The 21,805-nt window shown below is 40.3% G+C and carries 16 protein-coding genes and 1 riboswitch; of the genes, 13 read left to right on the plus strand and 3 right to left on the minus strand.

Annotated elements, in window-relative coordinates:
• Positions 1 to 40: 40 nt before the first annotated feature.
• Positions 41 to 1,381 carry a hypothetical protein gene (locus tag ACW0TQ_RS04770; protein ID WP_455725390.1) on the plus strand — a complete coding sequence of 447 codons (1,341 nt, stop codon included), beginning with the start codon at positions 41 to 43 and terminating at the stop codon, positions 1,379 to 1,381.
• A 200-nt stretch (positions 1,382 to 1,581) separates the two neighbouring features.
• Positions 1,582 to 2,061, plus strand: coding sequence for a PaaI family thioesterase (locus tag ACW0TQ_RS04775; protein WP_193062139.1), 480 nt, complete (start codon positions 1,582 to 1,584; stop codon positions 2,059 to 2,061).
• Between the two features lie 315 nt (positions 2,062 to 2,376).
• On the opposite strand, the gene ahpF is transcribed toward ACW0TQ_RS04775, so the two are convergent.
• Both ahpF and ahpC read right to left on the minus strand, forming a co-directional pair.
• A complete protein-coding gene (gene ahpF / locus ACW0TQ_RS04780) occupies positions 2,377 to 3,906 on the minus strand; it encodes an alkyl hydroperoxide reductase subunit F (RefSeq protein WP_193062140.1) in 1,530 nt (509 codons plus the stop codon).
• A 190-nt stretch (positions 3,907 to 4,096) separates the two neighbouring features.
• Positions 4,097 to 4,660 (minus strand): alkyl hydroperoxide reductase subunit C, encoded by a 564-nt coding sequence (gene ahpC / locus ACW0TQ_RS04785; protein ID WP_042534036.1) that lies wholly within the window; start codon positions 4,658 to 4,660, stop codon positions 4,097 to 4,099.
• Positions 4,661 to 5,181: 521 nt separating this feature from the next.
• Between ahpC and ACW0TQ_RS04790 the strand changes: the two genes are divergently transcribed.
• Entirely contained in the window at positions 5,182 to 6,489 is a 1,308-nt protein-coding gene (locus tag ACW0TQ_RS04790; protein WP_455725391.1) for an MFS transporter, read from the plus strand.
• Between the two features lie 108 nt (positions 6,490 to 6,597).
• Here ACW0TQ_RS04790 and ACW0TQ_RS04795 read toward each other — a convergent pair whose 3' ends face one another.
• Positions 6,598 to 7,989: an aminotransferase-like domain-containing protein gene (locus tag ACW0TQ_RS04795; protein WP_193062143.1), complete on the minus strand. Its 1,392-nt coding sequence runs from the start codon at positions 7,987 to 7,989 to the stop codon at positions 6,598 to 6,600.
• Positions 7,990 to 9,214: 1,225 nt separating this feature from the next.
• On the opposite strand from ACW0TQ_RS04795, the gene ACW0TQ_RS04800 reads away from it, so the two are divergent.
• The 10 genes from ACW0TQ_RS04800 to ACW0TQ_RS04845 all read left to right on the plus strand — a co-directional run bounded on the left by ACW0TQ_RS04800 (position 9,215) and on the right by ACW0TQ_RS04845 (position 21,538).
• A complete protein-coding gene (locus ACW0TQ_RS04800; protein WP_193062144.1) occupies positions 9,215 to 9,964 on the plus strand; it encodes a gluconate 2-dehydrogenase subunit 3 family protein in 750 nt (249 codons plus the stop codon).
• Positions 9,965 to 9,985: 21 nt separating this feature from the next.
• Positions 9,986 to 11,725 (plus strand): GMC family oxidoreductase, encoded by a 1,740-nt coding sequence (locus ACW0TQ_RS04805; RefSeq protein WP_193062145.1) that lies wholly within the window; start codon positions 9,986 to 9,988, stop codon positions 11,723 to 11,725.
• 27 nt (positions 11,726 to 11,752) lie between these two features.
• Entirely contained in the window at positions 11,753 to 11,956 is a 204-nt protein-coding gene (locus ACW0TQ_RS04810; protein WP_042534043.1) for a twin-arginine translocase TatA/TatE family subunit, read from the plus strand.
• A 503-nt stretch (positions 11,957 to 12,459) separates the two neighbouring features.
• A complete protein-coding gene (locus ACW0TQ_RS04815; protein ID WP_455725392.1) occupies positions 12,460 to 13,506 on the plus strand; it encodes an NAD(P)/FAD-dependent oxidoreductase in 1,047 nt (348 codons plus the stop codon).
• Between the two features lie 319 nt (positions 13,507 to 13,825).
• Positions 13,826 to 14,866 carry an NAD(P)-dependent alcohol dehydrogenase gene (locus ACW0TQ_RS04820; RefSeq protein ID WP_042534045.1) on the plus strand — a complete coding sequence of 347 codons (1,041 nt, stop codon included), beginning with the start codon at positions 13,826 to 13,828 and terminating at the stop codon, positions 14,864 to 14,866.
• 150 nt (positions 14,867 to 15,016) lie between these two features.
• A riboswitch (TPP riboswitch) is annotated at positions 15,017 to 15,119 on the plus strand.
• A gap of 91 nt (positions 15,120 to 15,210) precedes the next feature.
• Positions 15,211 to 15,897 carry a thiaminase II gene (gene tenA, locus ACW0TQ_RS04825; RefSeq protein WP_193062147.1) on the plus strand — a complete coding sequence of 229 codons (687 nt, stop codon included), beginning with the start codon at positions 15,211 to 15,213 and terminating at the stop codon, positions 15,895 to 15,897.
• Positions 15,898 to 16,196: 299 nt separating this feature from the next.
• Positions 16,197 to 16,805: a uridine kinase family protein gene (locus ACW0TQ_RS04830; protein WP_256704697.1), complete on the plus strand. Its 609-nt coding sequence runs from the start codon at positions 16,197 to 16,199 to the stop codon at positions 16,803 to 16,805.
• 745 nt (positions 16,806 to 17,550) lie between these two features.
• A complete protein-coding gene (locus ACW0TQ_RS04835; RefSeq protein WP_244882401.1) occupies positions 17,551 to 18,033 on the plus strand; it encodes a LysM peptidoglycan-binding domain-containing protein in 483 nt (160 codons plus the stop codon).
• A 393-nt stretch (positions 18,034 to 18,426) separates the two neighbouring features.
• The gene (locus tag ACW0TQ_RS04840) at positions 18,427 to 21,045 is read left to right on the plus strand and encodes a DEAD/DEAH box helicase family protein (protein WP_212928198.1); all 2,619 of its coding nucleotides are present in this window, start codon (positions 18,427 to 18,429) and stop codon (positions 21,043 to 21,045) included.
• Between the two features lie 130 nt (positions 21,046 to 21,175).
• Positions 21,176 to 21,538, plus strand: a complete 363-nt coding sequence (locus tag ACW0TQ_RS04845; protein ID WP_042534049.1) for a Na-translocating system protein MpsC family protein — start codon at positions 21,176 to 21,178, stop codon at positions 21,536 to 21,538.
• Positions 21,539 to 21,805: the final 267 nt, after the last annotated feature.

Raw genomic sequence — 21,805 nt, forward strand, 5'->3', positions numbered from 1 at the left:
TAGTTTTAACTAACGAAGCCATTATTTTGGAGGGATTATTTTGAAAAAAATAGGCGTTGTTTTAGGACTGTTTTTATTTAGTTTCGTATTGGCGGCATGCAATAATACAAATGAAACAGATTCTGCAGAGGAAACACCGTCAAATAATGAGGCAGATTCAGAAGAAGATGGAGATGAGACAGATTCAAACAATCCAGAGGAGGATGCTGCATCTGATAAGAACCCGGTGGAAAACGAGGAGGAAAACAACCATTCCGATAACGAAGCAGAAGAGCAGGACTATACAGAAGAACAAGTCTCCGGTGACTACCTGATTCACGCCGAGTGGCTGGATGGCACGGATTTATTGCTTTACTTCACGCGGACAGCGGATGAGATGACACGTGAAGAGCGGATACATCAATCATTAATGGAAAGTGATCCTTCACAACGTGATCTGTTCTCTGCTACGACCAATTTTGAGGTCGACGGAACAGCAGTGAACTTGTACTATAATGAAGAGGATGATTTAAGTATGGCATCCACGGAGTCGGCGATGTTTTGGGAAGCGCTGAATGAGATTGGCTTTCGGTATGGTTTGGATGAATTTAACCTTTTTAATCAGGATGGGAAAAGAGGACTGACTTTTGCGGAAAATCATTGGCAGGATCCCGTTGAAATCGAACAAGAGCCGAATCGCGGATACTATGTTATGTCTCCAGAAGAAACAGAGCGAGGGGAGCACACGTATATCAGCGGGGCTGTAGCGGGAGAAGAAATATCTGCGGAGGATGGCGAACTATTTGATTTCGGCCAGACAATTGAAGCGATGGCAACCACAACGAACGACAACGGGTCTTATCACTCCGGAATCTACGAAGGTCTGGAAATCGAAGAAGCAGAGGTAGATGGGAATCAAGCGATGGTGACATATCATATCAATGAGGAGGCAGAACCGACTCAACAAGAACGTGAAGATTTTGAGCAGGTTCTTCAACTAACTGCGCTCGATTTTCAGGTCGAGGAGCTCCAGCTGGTAAATGAAACGGATCAAGTTATTTCCACCTACCCTTTATTGAATGAAGCAGGTGACAATAATGGCACAGCAGAAGAGGATGATAACCAATCCGAAGATACTTCAAACGCAAATGAACAGGAGGAAAATACCGGAATAACGGAAGAGGATGCGACAAAAAACGTGTTTGACTATGTAGATGAGCATAGCGACACTAACCGGGAAGATGTAAAAGCCATGGTACAAGATGACGAGGACGAAGAAGGCTATTATACTGTTCAAGCATTTGTGTTTTCAGGAGAAGAAGGGGAAGCGCAGATGACAAACACCATAGGCTGGTATCTGGTAGATAAAGAAACCGGGGAAGTCAAAGAAAAGGAGCTTTAACGAACAGAATAGCTTGATGGTTATTCATATAGAAAGAACTTGTTTTGATTATTTTTCAAAATAGGTTCTTTCTATTTATTTATCAGAATATTATTGCACATCAGGAAGAACTTGTATATATTGATAGTACAACATGACAGATTACCAGCTTATATTCCATCTGATTTATTGAGATTTATAAAGTCGAGGGAGGGGACAGTGTGGAAGAAAAGATAGAAAAAGCAATACAAGATATTTATCCCGATGATTTTTCCTGGTGCTATGGATGCGGCCGACTAAATAAAGATGGTCACCACCTGCGGACTGGATGGCAAGGAGATAAGACAATTACCATTTTTACGCCTGATTCAAAGTACATGGGAATCCCGGGTTTTGTTTACGGCGGGTTGATAGCTTCGTTAATGGACTGTCATGGGTCAGGTTCGGCTGCACTTGCTTTACACCGCAAAAACGGAAATGAAATTGGTGATGGTTCGGTACCGCCCAGATTTGTCACTGCAGGCCTCCATGTGGAATTCCTGCAGCCAACTCCACAGGATACGCCGCTAAAGGCCATTGGAACAGTGGAGGAAATTCATCCGAAAAGATGGAAGGTCCATACAGAAATCTTTGCAGATGATACTCTCTGCGCACGTGGAGAGGTCGTTCTTGTCGTTATGCCGAGTACGTTTTTAAAATAGAAATTTTTTTGAATATCATGCAGTATAGTGCGTTAAGTTAACATAAAGGAAGTTATCAAAATCCCAAATACCAAGTTACACTTTTTAGGAGTGAGTTGGTATTTTTTTAGCAAAAGGGACTTACCGAATAAGCCTCGATAAGCCTGTACCAAAAGGGAAGGGACGTATAACTGGGGCCGACTTGGCTACATCGATGATAGATCAGTTGGAAAATCCAGATTCTATCGGCAGCGTTGCCTATGTTTGCGCCAAATAAAAGTTAAATTGATTCATAGATAAAAAGACTAGCAGGATTTTCCCGCTAGTCTTTCCGCCTTAATTACGAATTAAGTGATCAAATGCACCTAAAGCCGCAGTGGCTCCAGATCCCATTGAAATAATGATTTGTTTATATGCGCTGTCTGTGCAGTCTCCTGCAGCGAATACGCCGGGAATATTGGTAGAACCGCGTTTATCTACAATGATTTCTCCAAATTTGCTGCGTTCCACCGTGTCTTCCAGCCATTCCGTATTTGGCACAAGGCCAATTTGTACAAAGACACCAGCAAGTTCGATGCTGTGTTCTTCTTCCGTTTCACGGTCAACATAGCGAAGCCCTTGCACTTTTTGATCACCATAGATTTCAGAAGTACGAGCATTTGTGATAACTGTTACGTTTGGCAAGCTATATACACGCTCTTGTAAAACCTTATCTGCTTTCAGTTCGGGAAGGAATTCAAGAACTGTGACATGCTTAACGATTCCGGCTAAATCAATGGCTGCTTCAATCCCGGAATTACCGCCGCCGATAACCGCTACATCTTTTCCTTCAAAAATTGGGCCGTCACAGTGCGGGCAATAAGCAACCCCTTTATTTTTGAATTCTGCTTCCCCGGGGACGCCAATATTTCTCCAGCGTGCACCGGTGGAAAGCACAACTGTTTTACTTTTCAGTGTTGCACCATTTTCCAGTTCTAATTCAAATAAGTCTTTTTTCTCCAGTGATTTAGCACGCATCGAGTCCATGATATCAACTTCATAATCGCGAACATGCTCTTCCAGGCTTGCTGCCAATTTCGGACCTTCTGTATATTTGGTAGTGATGAAGTTCTCGATGCCCATGGTATCTTGAACCTGTCCGCCAAAGCGTTCCGCTACGACACCGGTACGAATTCCTTTTCGTGCTGCATAGATAGCTGCGCTGGCGCCAGCAGGACCGCCGCCGACAACAAGCACATCAAATGCTTCTTTATCGTTCAGGCCGGATACATCCACAGTCGTATTGCCTAATTTTTCAAGGATGCTTTTTAGAGTTTGGCGTCCGTTAACAAAGGATTCTCCATTTAAGAAGACAGATGGGACGGCCATCACGCCATTATCGTCTGCTTCTTCTTTAAATGCAGATCCTTCAATCATGGTATGCGTAATTGCAGGGTGAACCACGCTCATTAAATTCAAGGCCTGGACTACGTCAGGACAATTATGGCAGGAAAGGCTGACATACGATTCAAAATGGAGCGGTCCCTGCAATTGCTTGATTTGTTCCAGGAGTTTCACATCTGCTTTCGGCGGACGGCCGCTCACTTGCAATAATGCAAGAACAAGAGAGGTGAATTCATGCCCAAGTGGAACACCGGCAAAAGCAATGCCTGAATCTTCTCCAGGACGATTTACGCTAAAGGTCGGAGTGCGCGGGAATTCACCTTGTTCGATTGTGATTTTATCAGACATTCCGGCAATTTCATTGACCAGTTCCTCTGCTTCTTTGGAAACATCGTCAGCGCCAAAGCTTACTTTGAGTACAATGTCATTTTCCAATAGCTGCAAATATTCTTTAAGTTGTGATTTGATTTCTTGATCGAGCATAGTAAACCTCTTTTCTCTATTAAAATCGGAAAAACTAAAATGAATCTCTTTGTTCATAGCTGTCTCGGAATTTCCCCTGATGGAGAAATCTGTATCGATAGGCTGTATAACACAAAGGAAGTTCGACGCACGTAACGCCGAACCCCGTTTAAATTTAAATTACAGCCGTTAACCGGCTAACCGTGCTTTCTTAGATTTTTCCAACTAAATCTAGGCTTGGTTTTAATGTTTCTCCATCTTCTTCCCATTTAGCAGGGCAAACTTCATCTGGATTTTCACGTACATATTGTGCCGCTTTGATTTTATTGATTAATGTGCTGGCGTCACGGCCAATACCATCAGCGTTAATTTCTACAGCTTGGATAACGCCGTCTGGATCAATAATAAATGTACCGCGATCAGCCAGTCCTGCATCTTCTCTTAATACTTCAAAGTTACGGGAAATTTGCTGAGAAGGGTCACCAATCATCGTATATTCAATTTTGTTGATAGCATCTGATGCTTCATGCCATGCTTTATGCACAAAATGTGTATCTGTAGAAACAGAATAAACCTCTGTACCAAGATTTTTTAATTCAGCATATTGATTTTGTAAGTCCTCTAATTCGGTCGGGCAAACAAAAGAGAAGTCTGCTGGATAGAAACAAACAACGCTCCATTGACCTTTGAAATTTTCTTCGGATACATCTACAAATTCACCTTGATGAAATGCAGTTGCTTGAAATGGTTGTACTTCTTTACCTATTAGTGACATAATGTATGTCCTCCTTGCAAAATAGTAATCTTATAATTATTGATTTTTATCAATAAAAACAATAATTATAATCTAGTAATAATTATTCTAAATTAGAGATAATTTGTCAAGGAACCCAAGTGAAAAAGTGCATTATTTCACTTGAATTATTAACAAATTGTGAACGAAATAAGCTGTCTTATATTGTTCTTTTATTCTAAAATTGAATAACTAATTGAGAATAGAGTATAACATTTGCGAACGGATTCGGCAAATGAAAAAGGGGCAATTTGTGTTTTTCTTCACAGAACTGCAAAGAACAATTCCAGAAACAGATAAAAGCAGGGGCGGCGTTTCAAAAGAAATCATAGAAGGGCGTCATAGAATAGAAATGCTTCATCTATTTGGCCGCCATACAATAATTTTATAATATTGTTTGCCATACAATTATTGTGTTGTATGGTTTTTTCATTCGTGATAAGCTATCTAAATATTATGATTGTTACTAAAAAAGAACTGTATTAGTATGAAGGCGGGATAAAATGGCGGAAGATAATGAAATAAAACTTGGAGATAGTTCAGCTTGGCTGCAAGCATATATTGACTCTCCAGAAAAACAAAAACAACTGTATAAGAAAACATTAATGGTTGTCATTATGTCTCAAATATTTGGAGGCGCAGGTCTTGCAGCGGGAATTACCGTAGGGGCGCTCCTCGCACAGGATATGCTGGGAACAGATAGCATAACAGGGATTCCTACAGCATTATTTACCTTAGGATCTGCAGGGACAGCGTTACTTGTAGGACGGCTTTCTCAACGCTACGGACGTCGTTTTGGACTTTCAGCAGGTTTTTTAACTGGAGGGATTGGGGCCATTGGTGTCGTTATGGCTGCATTAATGAACAGCATTGTCCTTTTATTTATTGCGCTGTTTATCTACGGGGCAGGAACAGCCACCAATCTGCAAGCGCGTTATGCAGGAACAGACTTGGCAGGTTCAACGCAACGGGCTAAAGCTGTAAGTATGGCCATGGTTTCTACTACATTAGGCGCTGTTGCCGGACCGAATCTGGTGGAATTTATGGGAGATGTTGCGATATTTCTGGGAGTACCTGCTTTGGCAGGCCCATTTATATTAGCAGCAGCAGCTTATATACTAGCAGGATTGGTACTTTTATTTTATCTGCGTCCTGATCCGCTGCTTGTAGCGAAAGCCATCTCTAATTCCGGGAAAAGCAACAGCCATTCAAAGACAGAAAAAAACATGGGTGGGCTACCCAAAAACAGGAAAGGTATTTGGGCAGGAGCTGCAGTAATGGTTTTAACGCAGTTTGTTATGATTGCCATTATGACTATGACGCCGATACATATGGGGCATCATGGGCATGACTTGCAGGCTGTCGGCCTAGTGATTGGTTTTCATGTTGGCGCAATGTATTTTCCTTCTTTAATAACCGGGAGCTTAGTCGATAAAGTCGGCCGGGCTGCGATGGCTGTTGCTTCTGCGGTTACGCTGCTTGCTTCTGGTGTTTTAGCTGCGTTGGGACCTGCGGATTCGATGACAGTACTTATTACAGCGCTCGTGTTACTTGGTCTTGGTTGGAATTTTGGTTTGATTAGTGGAACCGCAATCCTGGTAGACTCTACTTCATTAGACAGCCGGGCGAAGACGCAGGGAACCGTAGATGTCTGGATTGCTTTGTCCGGAGCGTTAGGGGGCGGAATATCTGGAATGATTGTAGCAAATTCCAGTTATGCATTCCTTTCCATTGGTGGTGCGATTCTTTCATTACTGCTTATACCTATCATTATTTGGGCAGATATTAATAAACAGAAAAGAGCTTCATAGAATGATGCGTATACATCTTTTGATATAAGAATGAAATAACACATATATTTATCTAAATGCCTGAATCCTTTCATCTCAAAAGTTCAGGCATTTTAGATGCTTTCAATCCTATGAAAGGATGCTGTCTAGTAATCGTTTAAGAATAATCAGGCCATGCTCGAGCTCTTCAGTTGTTTCCGGGGCACAAACGGCAACTCTTACAGCTCTTTCTGGAGAACTGTTACCAACTACAAAGCGTTCTGCTGCGTAGACCTGTACACCTTGCTGTGCGGCAAGCAATTCAAATTGCGCACCTGTTATTTTGCCTGGCAGCAGCACCCAGCGGAAGATGCCTATATCAGCCCCCAAGCATGTGCAATCAGCCAAATAACGGTCAAAAACTTCATTCCTGCGAATCGCTTCATGAAGATGTCCTTCAATTAAATCTTCAAACTGGTTGGATACAATGGTCCGTGCTGCCAGTTCTGCTAATAAGGGAGAGACGGATATATTTAAATTATACAGTGCTTTTGAAATGAGCTCCTTATATTGTTTCGGCGCCGCCACATAAGCTAATCGCAGCCCTGGTGCTATGGACTTTGATAAACTGGCAACATAAATGGTCTGTTCAGGCGCAAAAGCGGCAATTGCCGGATATGCTTTTTTATGATGAAGGTTATATGTCGCGTCTTCTATAATAATCTGGTTATACTTTTTAGCAATTGCTGCGATTTCTTTTCGATTTTCGACAGGCATACAGCAAGCTGTTGGATTGTGGTAGTCGGGGACTACATATATCCCTTTGATATGCTCGTTTTTACAGGCATCTTCAAAAGCAGAGGGGCTCATGATATGATTCTCTGCTTTGATCGGTATGATGTGTATACCAAACATTGCGGCAACCGTTTTTAATCCAGGATAAGTATGGGAATCAGCGCCAATACGGTCGCCGGATTTATAGAGACTGGCTAATATAGCCGTAATGGCATTTTGTCCTCCATTTGCAAATAAGATATGGTCAACAGTCGTTTCATAGCCGCCTCTTTTGATAAATTTTACGGCAGCGTCTTTTTGCCAAAGACTGTCTCCGGCACGGCCATAACCAAACCATTTTTCATAGTCTGTTTCCTGTGCCATGCTTTTTAATTGGAGCTGAAGTAGTTTATAAGAATCATTATCAGGCAATGTAGCGCCCATTTCGATTAAATGCTTTGGCTTTGTATCCTCTAGTAAATAGGCATTGGATAGCGCATCGTAAGCTACAAAAGTTCCGCTGCCGACAGATGAACTTAACAAGCCTTTTAACCCGCACATTTTAAAAGCTTTTGAAATGGTACTTAAATTTAAATCTAAATAATCAGCCAACTCTCGCTGAGGGGGAAGCTTTGTTCCTGGCAATAAATTTCCATTTAGTATATCGTCCTCCAATTGCTGGGCGAGAGTTTGATAAACTGGCTTTTTGTTTTTATTGAGCAACGGTTTCCAAGACATCGGATAGTTTTCAAAAGAATTAATAGACATGTTCTTCCCCCTCTTATACAATTTTACGCTGTTTATTTCGACAGTTTCTTACAATTTCAATGATTTCTTAAAATACTGAATAACATCCTTGCTTTATATTGTATAAGCATATTCTTCCCATCTGCAATTCTTTTTTTGAATTTACTAAACCTCATGATGAGTTAATGCCTTAGGAAGCAATTGCAATTGCAGAGCAAATTGCCGATCCTGACAAACTAAAAACCAAACCTTCCAATAAAATAAGGTTTGGTTTTTAGTTTGTTTGTCATTATCGAGCAAACGGCTGCTCCGCTGTGTCTTTTTATAGCAGGGGGTAAGCAGCTCCGGGTTCAACGCATAATCTACATACTCTTTTGTGATTTCAGCAAGTTGTTCCTCCTTGATGACCGACACCATTCAGCGCAAATGGCGGTAAATAATGTGCACCGACAAAGTTAACAGCTGCTTCCAATGGAGGGACGCTGTATCAATAGAAAGGAAATTGAAAAATAATACGATCATGATTTTCTACCAGCTTTTGTTCCTCTTGAACATCGATTTATTCCTTGGAATAAGCTCTATAAACATCGTGGAAAGTAACGTTAGGCTGCTTCTTTATTCTTCAATTAAATACTGGTTTCCACGAGATTTAGCCAAATTGGGGTGAAAAACGAATACTAATGTTTTCATTTTATACGAACACCTTCTATAAATCGCTTTATCAGCGCTTCATCGCAGCTGAAGTATTTTCCGGAAAATAAATCTATATTGCGTAGTTCAAACGATAAGTCTGTATTCATTTGGTTACTAAAATCATCGTAAATCCAAAGTTTCTTTTTTGAGAAGCAGGCACTTTAATTAAACATTGTTCCTTTTAAGAAACCAAATGGAGTAAAAGAAGTTATCTATATATTTAATTGAATTGACTGTTTAGAGATGACCTGATTGCCATAGAATATTAGAAATAACAACAAACCAATCTTCGTATTTTTTGACTTACAAGGTATATGACCATCAGAGAAAACATATAGATGTAATAACGAACTAAAAACTAGTGAAAGTATCAAAACGTATAGAGAGAACATAGAAAAATAAACTTGAAATAAAGAAAGGGTACGCAAAGCAAGAAGTTTTAGAACGTATCCAAAGCAGAATCATTCCTTTCCCATCCTGATAACTCACTCAAAATGAGTTTTTTTACATTCTAGTTGTAACATTTTAATTGTTTTAGAAAGGCGGGAGTAAAATGGCTGAAGAGTCAAAAGGTTCTAAGATGTCACGCAGAAAATTTGTAAAGAATTCCGGGTATGTAGCAGGAGGTCTTATCGGCGGCGGTTTGATAGGATCTGTGTTTGGAGCAAGCTTTGGTGGGAGTGGAACGAAACAGCCAGCTGCACCTACTGTAAAAGAAGAGGAGAATTTCAACCAGGCATTAATGTATTTCACAAGACATGCTGATTTTAATACGCTTGGTGCAGCGACGGAGCGTATATTTCCAGAAGATGATAATGGACCTGGCGCGTTAGCTCTTGGAGTTCCCTATTTTATTGATCATCAGTTAGCAGGAGCATATGGAAATAATGATAAAGAATATATGCAAGGTCCCTTTCGTAAGGGAACCCCTTTTCAAGGCTATCAGTCTGCATTAAAACGTCATGAAATCTTTATGCAGGGAATTCGTGCATTAGAGCAGGAAAGCCAAAATGATTATAAGGAGTCTTTTATAGATTTGGAAGGAGAACAGCAGGATAAAATATTGCAGAAATTTGAAAATGACGAAGTAAAATTAAAAGGGGTTGCGTCCTCTGAGTTTTTCAAAATGCTGCGTGCATCAACACTCGCAGGTGCTTATGCTGATCCTTTATATGGCGGGAATGATAAAATGCGCGGTTGGAAAATGAAGGAATATCCAGGCAGTCAAATGAGTTATACCGATAAAATTGAGGATGAAAGCTTTATAGAGATGGAACCAAAAGCATTAAACGATCATTTGTAATACGATGAGGAGGCTGTTGATATGGCAAAGAAATTGGACAAGGTAGATGTTGTCACTGTTGGGGTTGGCTGGACAGGCGGTATTATTGCCGCAGAGTTGACAAAGGAAGGATATAAAGTCGTTGGTCTGGAACGAGGCGGTGACAGAGGAACAGAAGATTTTCATATGGTTCATGATGAATACCGTTACGCTGTCCGTTATGGGCTGATGCAGGATACCTCGAAAGAAACCATCACATTTCGGAATAAACGGGATGAACATGCACTGCCCATGAGACAATTAGGTTCATTTCTTCTGGGAGAAGGTGTCGGCGGTGCTGGAGATCATTGGAATGGACATACGTGGCGTTTTTTGCCATATGACTTGGAAATCAAATCGGAAACAGATAAAAAATATGGAAAGGACAAGCTGAGCGACGATTATACATTACAGGACTGGGGCATCACTTATGATGAGCTAGAGCCTTATTTTTATAAATTTGAACAAACTACTGGCATCAGCGGAGAAGAGAATCCAATGGGAGCTCCTCGGAAGAACGATTATCCGACAGGCCCAATGAAAAGCACTCCCATCTTGGATCGCTTTAAAAAAGCTGCTAAGAATTTAAATCTTCATCCTATCCAGATGGCGTCCGCAAATTTATCGGAGGCATATGAAAATCCGGATGGGGAAACAATCAATGCTTGTCAGTATTGCGGTTTCTGTGAGAGATTTGGTTGTGAGTACGGAGCAAAGTCAAGCCCGAATATCACCGTTCTCCCTACTGCAAAAAAAACAGGAAACTTTGAATTGCGGCCTGACTCCAACGTGGTCGAGGTACTTCATAATGATGGGAAGGCAACCGGTGTCCGTTATGTCGATGTGCAAACGGGAGAGGAGTTTGAACAACCTGCAGATGTGGTCATTTTGACAAGCTATGTATTAAACAATACGCGTTTACTGCTTCAATCAGAAATTGGCAAGCCTTATAATCCGGAAACTGGAAAAGGCGTCATCGGGAAGAATTATTGCTATCAAATCGGGGGTGGCGCAACGGGCTTCTTTGAAAACGAGAAGTTTAACACTTTTATGGGAGCAGGCTCGCTTGGGGCTACCGTAGATGATTACAATGGAGATAATTTCGATCATAAAGCTTTAGATTTCATTCATGGCGGTTCCTTATCAATTACACAAACAGGACGCCGGCCAATTGAAAGCAATCCAGTTCCTAAGGGCACGCCATCATGGGGTAAGGATTTTAAAGAGCAGTCACTGCATTATTTTAATCGATCTCTTTCTGTTGGTGCACAAGGAGCTTCCATGCCGCATCGCAACAATTATTTAAGCTTGGATGAAAACTATAAAGATGCATATGGTAATCCTTTATTGAAGTTAACGTACGATTTTACAGAGCAGGACCGGAACTTACATCGCTATCTTTCGGAAAAAGCCGGAGAGATTCTAAAAGAAATGGGTGCCGATCACGTGGACGTCAGAGAAATCAGCGAACATTATGATATCGTCCCATACCAGACAACCCATAATACGGGCGGTGTCATTATGGGTGCTGACCCAGAAACCTCTGCAGTAAATAACTATTCACAAATGTGGGAGGTCGATAATCTATTTGTTGTCGGTGCTTCTGCTTTCGCCCATAATGGCGGCTACAACCCGACTGGCACGGTAGGGGCACTGGCATATCGGGCTGCGGAAGGGATTATTAAATTTCTCGATGAGGGAGGCCAATTGGTCCAAGTGAGTAAAAACAGCCAGCATGTTTAATGATAGAATAAAAGAGGAGGGAACAGGATGGGGCTTTCCAATATCGGTATCCCAGGCTTGATTCTGATTATTATTCTGGCTTTGATCATTTTTGGTCCCCAAAAACTGCCTGAAATTGGTTCTGCCTTAGGGAAAACACTGACTTCATTTAAAAAATCAGCAGAAGGCATCATAAGTGATGAAGAAGCGAGTGAAACAAAGGAAATACCGAAAGTCAACAGAGAAGGTTGAAATCTTATGTTAATATTCTGCAATGCAATAAGCGTATCCGATGAATATGAGTTTGAGGTTTATTAGTATAGCTGTTTTCATAGAAAGAAATTTGAAGTCTTGTACTAAAAAAGAGAGCTGCACCGGCAGAATCCTTTAGGTACAAGACTTTTTTGCTGTGTATGAGATGACTTTTACCGGTTTTTTAAGTAGCTTAATCAGGAACGAAAAGATAGAAATAAAAAAAGACACATTGACATTTATAATGATAATGATTATCATTATCATTAAATAGTAGGATTTCTTTATCTAGCGGTTTTGATGGGACGAGTAAACGCAGTCCCAGGTCCAACTAAGGCGTTCGCGAATTGAAGTAATTGAAGACATTTTTCATCTCCCAATTTGCGCATCATTCTAGATATTATCCAATATTTTAGCGTGTGTTTTTTATCGATCTGGTGTGAATCCTCACGAATATTAGAAAAAGAATACAGAAAATTTAACTTATGGAAGGTTGTTAGACGATGACAGAATGTAAAGATGTAACCATTATAGGCGGTGGCCCGGCTGGATTGTATGCGGCCTTTTATTGCGGGATGCGCGATCTATCTGCCCGCATTATCGAATTTAAACCAAACCTCGGAGGGAAGGTTCATATCTATCCTGAAAAAATGATTTGGGATATAGGAGGACTAACACCGATTACCGGCGCTCAATTGATAGAGCAAATGGAAGCGCAGGCACGTACATTTAACCCGGAAGTTATTTTAAATGAAAAAGTGGAAAAACTTGAAAAGAATATGGAAGATTGTTTTGTGGTGACAACCCATACAGGACATAAATACGTTAGCCGAACGGTTATTTTGGCAACTGGCGGAGGTATCCTGGAACCAATTAAATTGGATATAGAGGGAGCGGATCGTTTCGAGGTAAGCAATCTTCATTACACAGTACAGAGCCTTGACAGGTTTAAAGATAAGAAAGTGATTGTTTCCGGCGGAGGAGATACGGCCATTGACTGGGCAACCGAATTGGAGCCCATTGCGGAACAGGTATCATTGGTTTATCGAGGGGAGGAATTTAAAGCGATGGAAGCACATATCGCTCATCTGGAAGCCTCCTCTGTCCATATCTATAAAAATACAAAAATAGAAAAACTGCTTGCAGACGAAGAAGGTCATTATGTCAAAGAAATCTTGACGAAAAACCAAAAAACTGGGGAAAAAGTTCGTTTTGAAGTGGACGATTTAATCATTAATCACGGATTTGATAGAGAGCTGAAATTTATTAAAGAAAGTCCGTTGAAAGTAGAACTTGAACAAGACTTTTTCGTAAAAGGATCCGGAAAAGCTGAAACGAACATAGCTGGTTTATATGCTGCTGGTGATATTCTTTCCTTCGATGGAAAGGTGCACTTAATTGCCGGCGCGTACAATGATGCAGCGAACACAGTGAATCAAGCAAAGCTGTATATGAAGCCGGATGCCTATAATGAGATTTATGTCTCTTCTCACAACTCAAAATTTCATGAAAAAAACAGAAAGCTGCTTTCTCACTTGTATACGAAATAATAAGGCAGAAAATATGAATTTAAATGATACATGCCATCTTCTTATTGACACTATCTCGAACAAAGATAGTGTTTTAATTTTGGAGGAAATGGAATGCCTTACATTGAGAAGCTGTTCTAAGAAAATAGAGGAAGAGCTTATAGCACATTGTATTCTATAAAAAGAGAAAGATCGCACGTTTATTTATCGTATATCAACACGCATGTTACAATGAAGAATATGTTCTTAAAAAATTATAGCTCTCTATTTTTCCAAAATAGTATAGGATGACGTATTTATACGCTTGGCAAAACAATACATATCAAAGAGGTGTAGCGGAATGAAAAAGATGAAGGCAGCAGTTCTGAATAAGCCATTGGATATTGAGGTTAAGGAAATAAATATACCAGAACCAAAGGAAAATGAAGTATTAATCAAAGTGCAGTGTATCGGTGTATGCGGCTCTGATGTGCACTACTACGAACACGGAAAAATCGGGCGTTATGTCGTAGAAGAACCACTCATTTTAGGGCATGAATTAGCAGGAGATATTGTTAAAGCTGGCAGTCAGGTTGAGAATCTTGCGGCAGGCGACCGTGTAGCTGTCGAGCCGGGTGTGGTATGCGGAACTTGTGAATATTGTAAATCAGGCCGATACAATCTCTGCCCGGAGGTACAATTTATGGCAACTCCGCCAGTTGACGGAGCTTGGTCTGAATATGTCACGATTCGCAGTGATTTCGCCTTTAAAATACCGGATCAAATGAGCTATGAAGAAGGGGCTTTAATTGAACCGCTTTCTGTTGGCATTCATGCGATGCAGCGCGGAAAAGTTCATCCCAATGATAAAATGCTGATAACCGGTTTAGGACCTATTGGGCTGTTAGCGATCAAGGCAGCGAAAATATTCGGAGTGAACGAAATCTATTGCTCGGATGTGGTACCATATCGCAGAGAATTAGCGAAGAAATTTGGCGCGACAAAGGTATTTGATCCAACACAAGATAATATTCATGAGGAGATAGAAAAGGCAACAGCTGGCAGTGGTTTGGATATCGCCGTTGAAACTTCAGGTAATGGCCGGGCGGTTCAGGATGCACTGACGATTACGAAACGCGGAGGAAGGATTGTATTAGTTGGATTACCTGCATCCTCAGAAATACCTGTAGATATTACCCATATCGTCGATTCAGAATACGACATTCACGGTGTTTTTCGCTATGCAAACAGTTATCCGACAGCAATACAGGCAATTGGCAGTCAGGACCTTGGTCTCGAGGATGTAATTACCCATAAGTATCGTTTAGATAATATCAAAGAGGCTGTAGAAACCGCCGTAAATCAGAAGGATACTAGCATTAAGATAATGATTTATCCATGATAACGAGTGAAACACACTAGTTTTTTAAGCTTCTTGGAAACCTATTTTTTTAATAGATTTGATTATTTCTTTGCTGATTTTCTTATAAACAAAAAAGACTTGACTTAACAATTTGTTCTGCTACCATAATAGACAATCGAATACATTTCAATTTTCTGCTAGGGGCGCCGTAACGGCTGAGATAAATGTATATTTAGCACCCTTAGAACCTGATCTGGTTAAGGCCAGCGGAGGGAAGTAGAATAAGCAGACAACCATGCGCTATTTTTTCGTGTGTATGTTTTTGTATGCAGATGCTTCCTTCTACGAGTCTTTAGAAAAAAGATTAAAGGAGGATTTTTTTTATGAAATTTACGGATGAATTACGTGCTGCAACGAAGGAAAGCTGGGAGCAAAGTTTACATCACCCATTTGTGCAAGGAATCGTGAAAGGAGATTTGCCGCTAGAAACATTTAAGTATTATATTTTACAAGATATTTACTATTTAAAACATTACGGTAAGATCCACGCGATTGCAGCATCCCAGGCCGAAGATTTTAAGCTGACTGCTCTTTTAGCTGATAAAGCGCGCTTTACAGCAGAGGCTGAACTGACCGTGCATAACGAGCACGCTGAGATTTTAAATATTACACAAGCAGATTTAGATAACTTCAAACCAGCGCCAACTGCGTATGCCTATACTTCGCATTTGTATCGAGCAAGCCTGTCTGGAAATCTAGCACATACTGTGGCTGCCATACTGCCATGCTATTGGTTATATGCGGACATCGGAAAAGTGAATGAAAATGCCACTCCAGAGCCGGAAATTTATCGTAACTGGATTAAAATGTATGCGAGTGACTGGTTTCAAGATTCAACTACCGAAATGATTAATTTACTAAACACTTTAGTTGAAGATATGAATGATAAGGAAAAAGAGAAGGTAAAAGAACAATTTATTATCGCAAAAGAATACGAACTCCATTTCTGGGAAATGTCCTACAATCTTGAAGGCTGGCTTTCAGAAAGTAAAAAAGTGAACAGTCGTTAAGAAGAAACAGAACGGCTTCCAATTTCTTAATGGGTTCGGTTTATTCGTTCCATGTTAAAGAACTCTCATTTATCTGAGGGTTCTTTTTTTGGACTGGAAGGGAAAAGTATTTATTATACCAACTGCGCAATTTTGTTAAAAACACGATGCAGCTAATTTACTTGTGATACAATTTTCGTAATGGCAAGAAGCAAACAAGCCGAAGCCGGAAATTTAGTTTAATAAGCATTTATTCCAAAGAAATGAATACTTGTAGATAGTGAATTTAATCTTGTGTCTGACACGGAGGAGGGATAATCGTGAAAAACACTCAAGTAACAAGAAAAGCTTCCGAGCAAATCGTATCCGCTATAAATGGATACCTGAAAGGACGAATCAGCCCCTTAGTGGTGGCTTTGGACGGGGGGAGCGGTGCAGGAAAATCTACGCTGGCTGCTGAGGTTGCTTCACACGTAGGAGCAACTGTTATTCAGTGTGATGCGTTTTTCGACGCGACGATTACAGACGAGGAATGGAATACTTCTACATCGGAATGGAAATGTCGCAGATGTATTGACTGGCAACGTCTGCATAAAGAAGCATTGTTACCGCTTATAGCGGGGGAAAGCGTTCAATATCATCCTTTTTCTTTTTCAGCTGAAAGCGGTCTGGCCTCATCCTCCATAACGAAAGAGCCCTCAAAGGTCATTATTCTTGATGGAATTTATAGCTCGCTGCCCGAATTTTCTGATGTTGTTGATTTGAAGATTCTAGTGGATGTATTACCTGAGGTTCGCCGTTATCGGCATAATGTAAGAGAGGGGCATGCGGATGAGGCTTGGCATAAGCAATGGGATCCTGCAGAGGACTACTATTTCTCCGTTTTGTGCCCGCCGGCATCATTTGATTTAATCGTCGTGAACGGGTAAGGCACCGCTTAAATGCAATGATTCCATTCCCTAAAATAAATAATATTGTAATTATGTATTGACAATTCAAGTGATAATGATTATCATTATCAATAAGGAATAAGGTTTCTCTATCAAATTGTTCTGTGAATAAATCAGATGACTCATTGTGTTACCCCCCAACCAACATATTAGAGACTTGATAGAGATTCCTTCTCTTTTTTACAGGCTGTTTTTTGGAAGGTGCCACAGGCTTACATAATAAACACGCAATTTCTTTTTCCAACGACAGATTACTTAGTACGCTTATACATAGAATATAATTGGACAAGAAGGAAAATGGGATAAAATCATTGCCTTCATTATTTTAAAATTAAAAGAGGAAGATAAGACGGAGAGAAGAATAATTTAACAGATTACCATACAACTATAAATTACGCACTAAAAGCGTATGATACTGTTATTAGCCTGCGATAAATAATTCGAGAGTTGTGAATTATTTATCGTTTTTATCACTTCGTTATGCGAAAAAGTAATTCATTGATTGGATGTTTTTACGCAAGAACTTCACCAGCATGCTCATCTATGGAAAATAATCAATAGAATAAAATATATTTCTATTTTTTCATTTTTATTACAATTAGATTAAATAGATAGAATTTGAGTTTATAAGCTAAGAAGTGGGGTAGATAGTTACTATCATATTGGAGAGGAAGGTGTTATTATCAAGTATATTTTTTCAATTTTTCTTGCTTTGGCTGGATTCGTGCTCTTTACTGGGGCGGCAGCAGCTGAGCAGCAGCATGAAGTGCAACCGGGAGATAATGTCTATCGTATCGCACAAAACTATCAAGTAGATGTCAATGCGCTTATTGCAGCAAATCCATCCATATCGGATGCTGCATATATTGAAGCTGGGCAAACAGTAACAATACCAGATCAAAACGGAGCCTCTTTTACAGTGACAGCTTATACAGCTGGTCCAGAATCTACTGGTAAAGAACCTGGTGATCCAGCCTATGGTATCACAGCATCTGGTGAGGAAGTAGAAGAAGGAAGGACCATTGCATGTCCGCAATCGCTTCCTTTTGGCACGAAAATACATATCCCGGAGCAGGATGAAACTTACGTGTGCGAAGACAGGGGTAGTGCTATTACAAATGGCCATCTGGATATTTATAAGGAAGACTTAGACGATGCATTGGAATTTGGAGTACAAGAACTTCAAGCTAAAGTGTGGACCTATTAAGTATAGGGACTAGATGACAGATTTACTTTATGTTAAAAACCTTATCGCGATTTAACGCAAAGAAAGCAACCGCCTATGAATCTCATGTAGGCTGGTTGCTTTTTCGTATATAAGAATATGTTATAAGTTATTATATTAAGCTATGAAAACACGTATTAACATTCGTATAACTAGTCATTAAATAAGCAAAAATACCAAAATAGATACGAACAAAGAATAGTAAATGATTACTCAATATTGCAGCAATAGACAGATTCTCCACTTGAATCGTATAATGTGAATAAAAAGATGTGACAGAGGGATAAACGATGGAAATGCCAATTATAAGCGTATCTCCTTTCACTGATCATGATGATAATATAGAATAGAGAGCAAGGAAATGAGGAGACAGATATGGAGAGCTTTCCCGAACACCTACAGTTTAAATATTCATGGAGATCTTATCAACAAGCTATCATAGATGATATGGACACCTATCTGAATAAACGTCATTTACATTTAGTAGCTCCTCCAGGTTCAGGAAAAACAGTTATCGGATTGGAGATGATGTTGCGTTTTAATCAGCCTGCATTAATATTGGCACCGACTATCGCCATCCGCGACCAATGGGTGGCCCGTTTTGTAGAATTATTTGATCAGAGCAGTAATCAGCCGGAATGGATGACAACAGATTTAAAGGAAAAGGCTTTGGTTACAGTTGCAACATATCAAGGGTTTCATCAATGGATGACTGGTCAGGAGGAAGAAGTACAGGAAAAGCTTGCTTCTCATGTAAAGACATTGGTACTGGACGAGGCACATCATTTACGCACTGCATGGTGGCGTTCTGCTGTTTCTTTCAGAAAAAATCTTACTAATCCAGCTATTGTAGCTTTGACAGCTACTCCGCCATATGATGTATCCATCCAGGAATGGAACCGTTATTTGGAGCTGTGCGGCGAGATTGATGCTGAAATAAGCATAGCAGAGCTGGTACGAGAAGCAGAGCTCGCTCCGTTTCAAGATTATGTCTGGATATCCGACCCCCTCCATGAGGAGCAGGAGGAGATCAACCAATTTCGAAGCCAGGTCATAGCGTTTCAACAATCCACACGTCACAACACGGCACTTATTGATAAAATAGAAGCACATCCATGGATCACCGATCCGGGTACATATGCAGAAGAAATCCTGGCGGAGCCGGCTTATTTGTCCAGTATGCTTATTTTCTTAAAGGAAGTGGAAAGTACTGCCTGGACAAAGCCGCTTCCGATAATGGGCTTGAAGAAAAAACAAATTCCGGAGTGGAGTTTGGAATGGCTGGAACTCATGCTGACACATCTTCTATATCAAGATAAGCATATTATGGATGAAGAGGAGCCAGTACGAAAAGAAATACAGTCTTACCTTCAACGTCTCGGGGCTGTTGAAAAGCGCAGGGTGGTCTTAACAGCGAATGATCGAATCAACCGTTTATTGGTGCAGAGCCCCTCGAAATTAAACAGCATCCAGCAGGTGACTGCCTTTGAGGCACAGGAATTAGGAACAGAGCTGCGTCAGGTTATTCTTACAGATTATATTAGACGAGAAGATTTGCCTAAGAAAGCAGGGGATGAGCAGAATCTCCGGCGTTTAGGAGCTATACCTGTTTTTGAACAATTGCGCCGCAGGGAATTGGATGTCTCACTTGGGGTTTTAACGGGATCGATTGTTATTATTCCCAAAAAGGCATTGGCAGCCTGTGAAGATTTAGCCGAGCAATGGGAAGTTGCTATAACAGCAGCGGAACTGTCCTATGATGCAGCTTATGTAGAAATCACTATCAATACCAGTGCACGGCATCGAATGGTGCAAATGATGACAAAATTATTTGAACGCGGCGAAATCACTGTATTAATTGGTACAGCTGCATTACTTGGAGAAGGCTGGGACGCACCGTTTATTAATTCATTAGTCCTTGCTTCTTATGTTGGCTCTTTTATGCTGTCCAATCAGATGCGAGGAAGAGCCATTCGTGTAGAGAAAAACAATCCGCAAAAAACAGCCAATATATGGCATCTTGTTTGCTTGGATGCTACCAATTCAGAAGGCGGGGAGGATTACCTTGCATTGAAAAGACGTTTTAAGGCCTTGATTGGTCTAGGGCATCAGAAGAATGTGATTCAAACAGGGATTGGTCGACTATCATTGGCCGAACCTCCCTTTTACAGCATCGATAAGGAACAGTCCAACCGGCAGATGTGTGATTTGGCAAGGGAGAGAGGGCAGCTTTTCCGGCGCTGGAAGTCGGCAGTTGAAATAGATGGGACTTTAACGGAAGAGATATCTGCCAAAAAACAGCAGGTGCCGCGTCCATTATTATTTACGAATACCATCAAGGCTTTGATTCTCGCGATACTTTCTATCATTTTTTTCTTTGTAGATAATGTACTTGGTGAAATAACGAATTTCCGCATTCTGGAAGGTAATTTTCGTGCTTTTTTATGGGTAGTTGTTATTATTATAGCTATTGCTCTTATTATTGCTTCTCCATTCATTTGGCGATTACTTAAAATCTTATTTCGTAATATTAGTGTCGAGAAAAGCATGAGTGAAGTTGGAACTATCGTATATCAGGCCTTATTTGAGTCAAGCTGGATAGAGACAAAGCCAGCTGTTTCCCTCATTCAGACAGAAGAAGAAAATGGCGTCATTACTTGCTGGTTAGAGAATGCCCCCATCTATGAACAAAAAATATATGTGGAGGCATTGCGCGAGGTACTGGATCCACTTGAGAGTCCCAGATATATAGTTGTCCGAAAACAGCGGACATTATGGTGGAACCGTATCGATTACCATGCTGTTCCTGCGATACTGGCACAAAATAAGGAAATGGCAGAACTTTTCCTGGCTTGTTGGGAAAAGCACTTAGGTAAAGCGGAACTGGTATATACGAGAACTCCGGAGGGAAGGCAAGTATTGCTTCAAGCGAGAGCAAAAGCCATGTCTGCGCAGTTTGTATCTAAATCGGAGCAAATATCCGTATGGAAGTAGCGGGGGCTAAAGATAATTTTTAATCTAGTGTTTCGGCTTAATTTGATTGGTTTAATTTGATTAATGTAAAAAAAGTGGTATAATTATTTTTGAGATTAGATTAATACTATTTATGAAAGAGGATTTATACATGTCCACAACTATTCATAAAGTCGAACAGCAGTTTGCCAATCTAGTTCGGTCCTATCGTAAACAGCATATCGGAAAAGGCCCCGAGAAAATAAAAGTCTCATTTCATGGTACTTGGGCTATTGCTTATATGAATGGGAGCCTTAGTCCTGTAGAAAAGTTTATCGCTCAAACCGAGGAAGGGCATACAATGATCTGGCAAGCCAGGACACAAATGGTGAAGCAACTGTATGAAAAAGTACGGCCTTCAGATTTAGAAGAATTAGTTGGTGCAAAATTTTTAAAACTATTTGCGGATATTAATGTGGAAGATGATGAAGCTATTTCAATATTTATATTTGACAAACCAATAGATAGACTGTAAAGCTATTACACTATTTTAGGTAGCTTAGCCAATGGTACATAGGTGCTGATTACTAACTACGGTCATGATATTGATATCCAGCTATGTTATCAAATAAATAAATTGTTTCGGTTTGTATCCGATTAATGCTTGAGAACAAAATTGCTTATTGTTGTTAAATAACTTGAATTTAATATAGAAATAAATGGCGGATTGGTCTATGGTACCTTATGTGCTAATTACTAACCACTATCTTGTAAAATCGCTTTCGATTTTTATAAGATGGTG

This window comes from Oceanobacillus sp. M60, assembly GCF_053839645.1.

Bases quoted from the DNA above. Each gene is read 5' to 3' on its own strand.
- ACW0TQ_RS04815 (WP_455725392.1), top strand. From the start codon at position 12,460: ATGACAGAATGTAAAGATGTAACCATTATAGGCGGTGGCCCGGCTGGA.
- ACW0TQ_RS04790 (WP_455725391.1), top strand. From the start codon at position 5,182: ATGGCGGAAGATAATGAAATAAAACTTGGAGATAGTTCAGCTTGGCTG.
- ACW0TQ_RS04845 (WP_042534049.1), top strand. From the start codon at position 21,176: ATGTCCACAACTATTCATAAAGTCGAACAGCAGTTTGCCAATCTAGTT.
- ACW0TQ_RS04795 (WP_193062143.1), bottom strand. From the start codon at position 7,989: ATGTCTATTAATTCTTTTGAAAACTATCCGATGTCTTGGAAACCGTTG.
- tenA (WP_193062147.1), top strand. From the start codon at position 15,211: ATGAAATTTACGGATGAATTACGTGCTGCAACGAAGGAAAGCTGGGAG.
- ahpF (WP_193062140.1), bottom strand. From the start codon at position 3,906: ATGCTCGATCAAGAAATCAAATCACAACTTAAAGAATATTTGCAGCTA.
- ACW0TQ_RS04800 (WP_193062144.1), top strand. From the start codon at position 9,215: ATGGCTGAAGAGTCAAAAGGTTCTAAGATGTCACGCAGAAAATTTGTA.
- ACW0TQ_RS04840 (WP_212928198.1), top strand. From the start codon at position 18,427: ATGGAGAGCTTTCCCGAACACCTACAGTTTAAATATTCATGGAGATCT.
- ahpC (WP_042534036.1), bottom strand. From the start codon at position 4,660: ATGTCACTAATAGGTAAAGAAGTACAACCATTTCAAGCAACTGCATTT.
- ACW0TQ_RS04820 (WP_042534045.1), top strand. From the start codon at position 13,826: ATGAAAAAGATGAAGGCAGCAGTTCTGAATAAGCCATTGGATATTGAG.
- ACW0TQ_RS04805 (WP_193062145.1), top strand. From the start codon at position 9,986: ATGGCAAAGAAATTGGACAAGGTAGATGTTGTCACTGTTGGGGTTGGC.
- ACW0TQ_RS04810 (WP_042534043.1), top strand. From the start codon at position 11,753: ATGGGGCTTTCCAATATCGGTATCCCAGGCTTGATTCTGATTATTATT.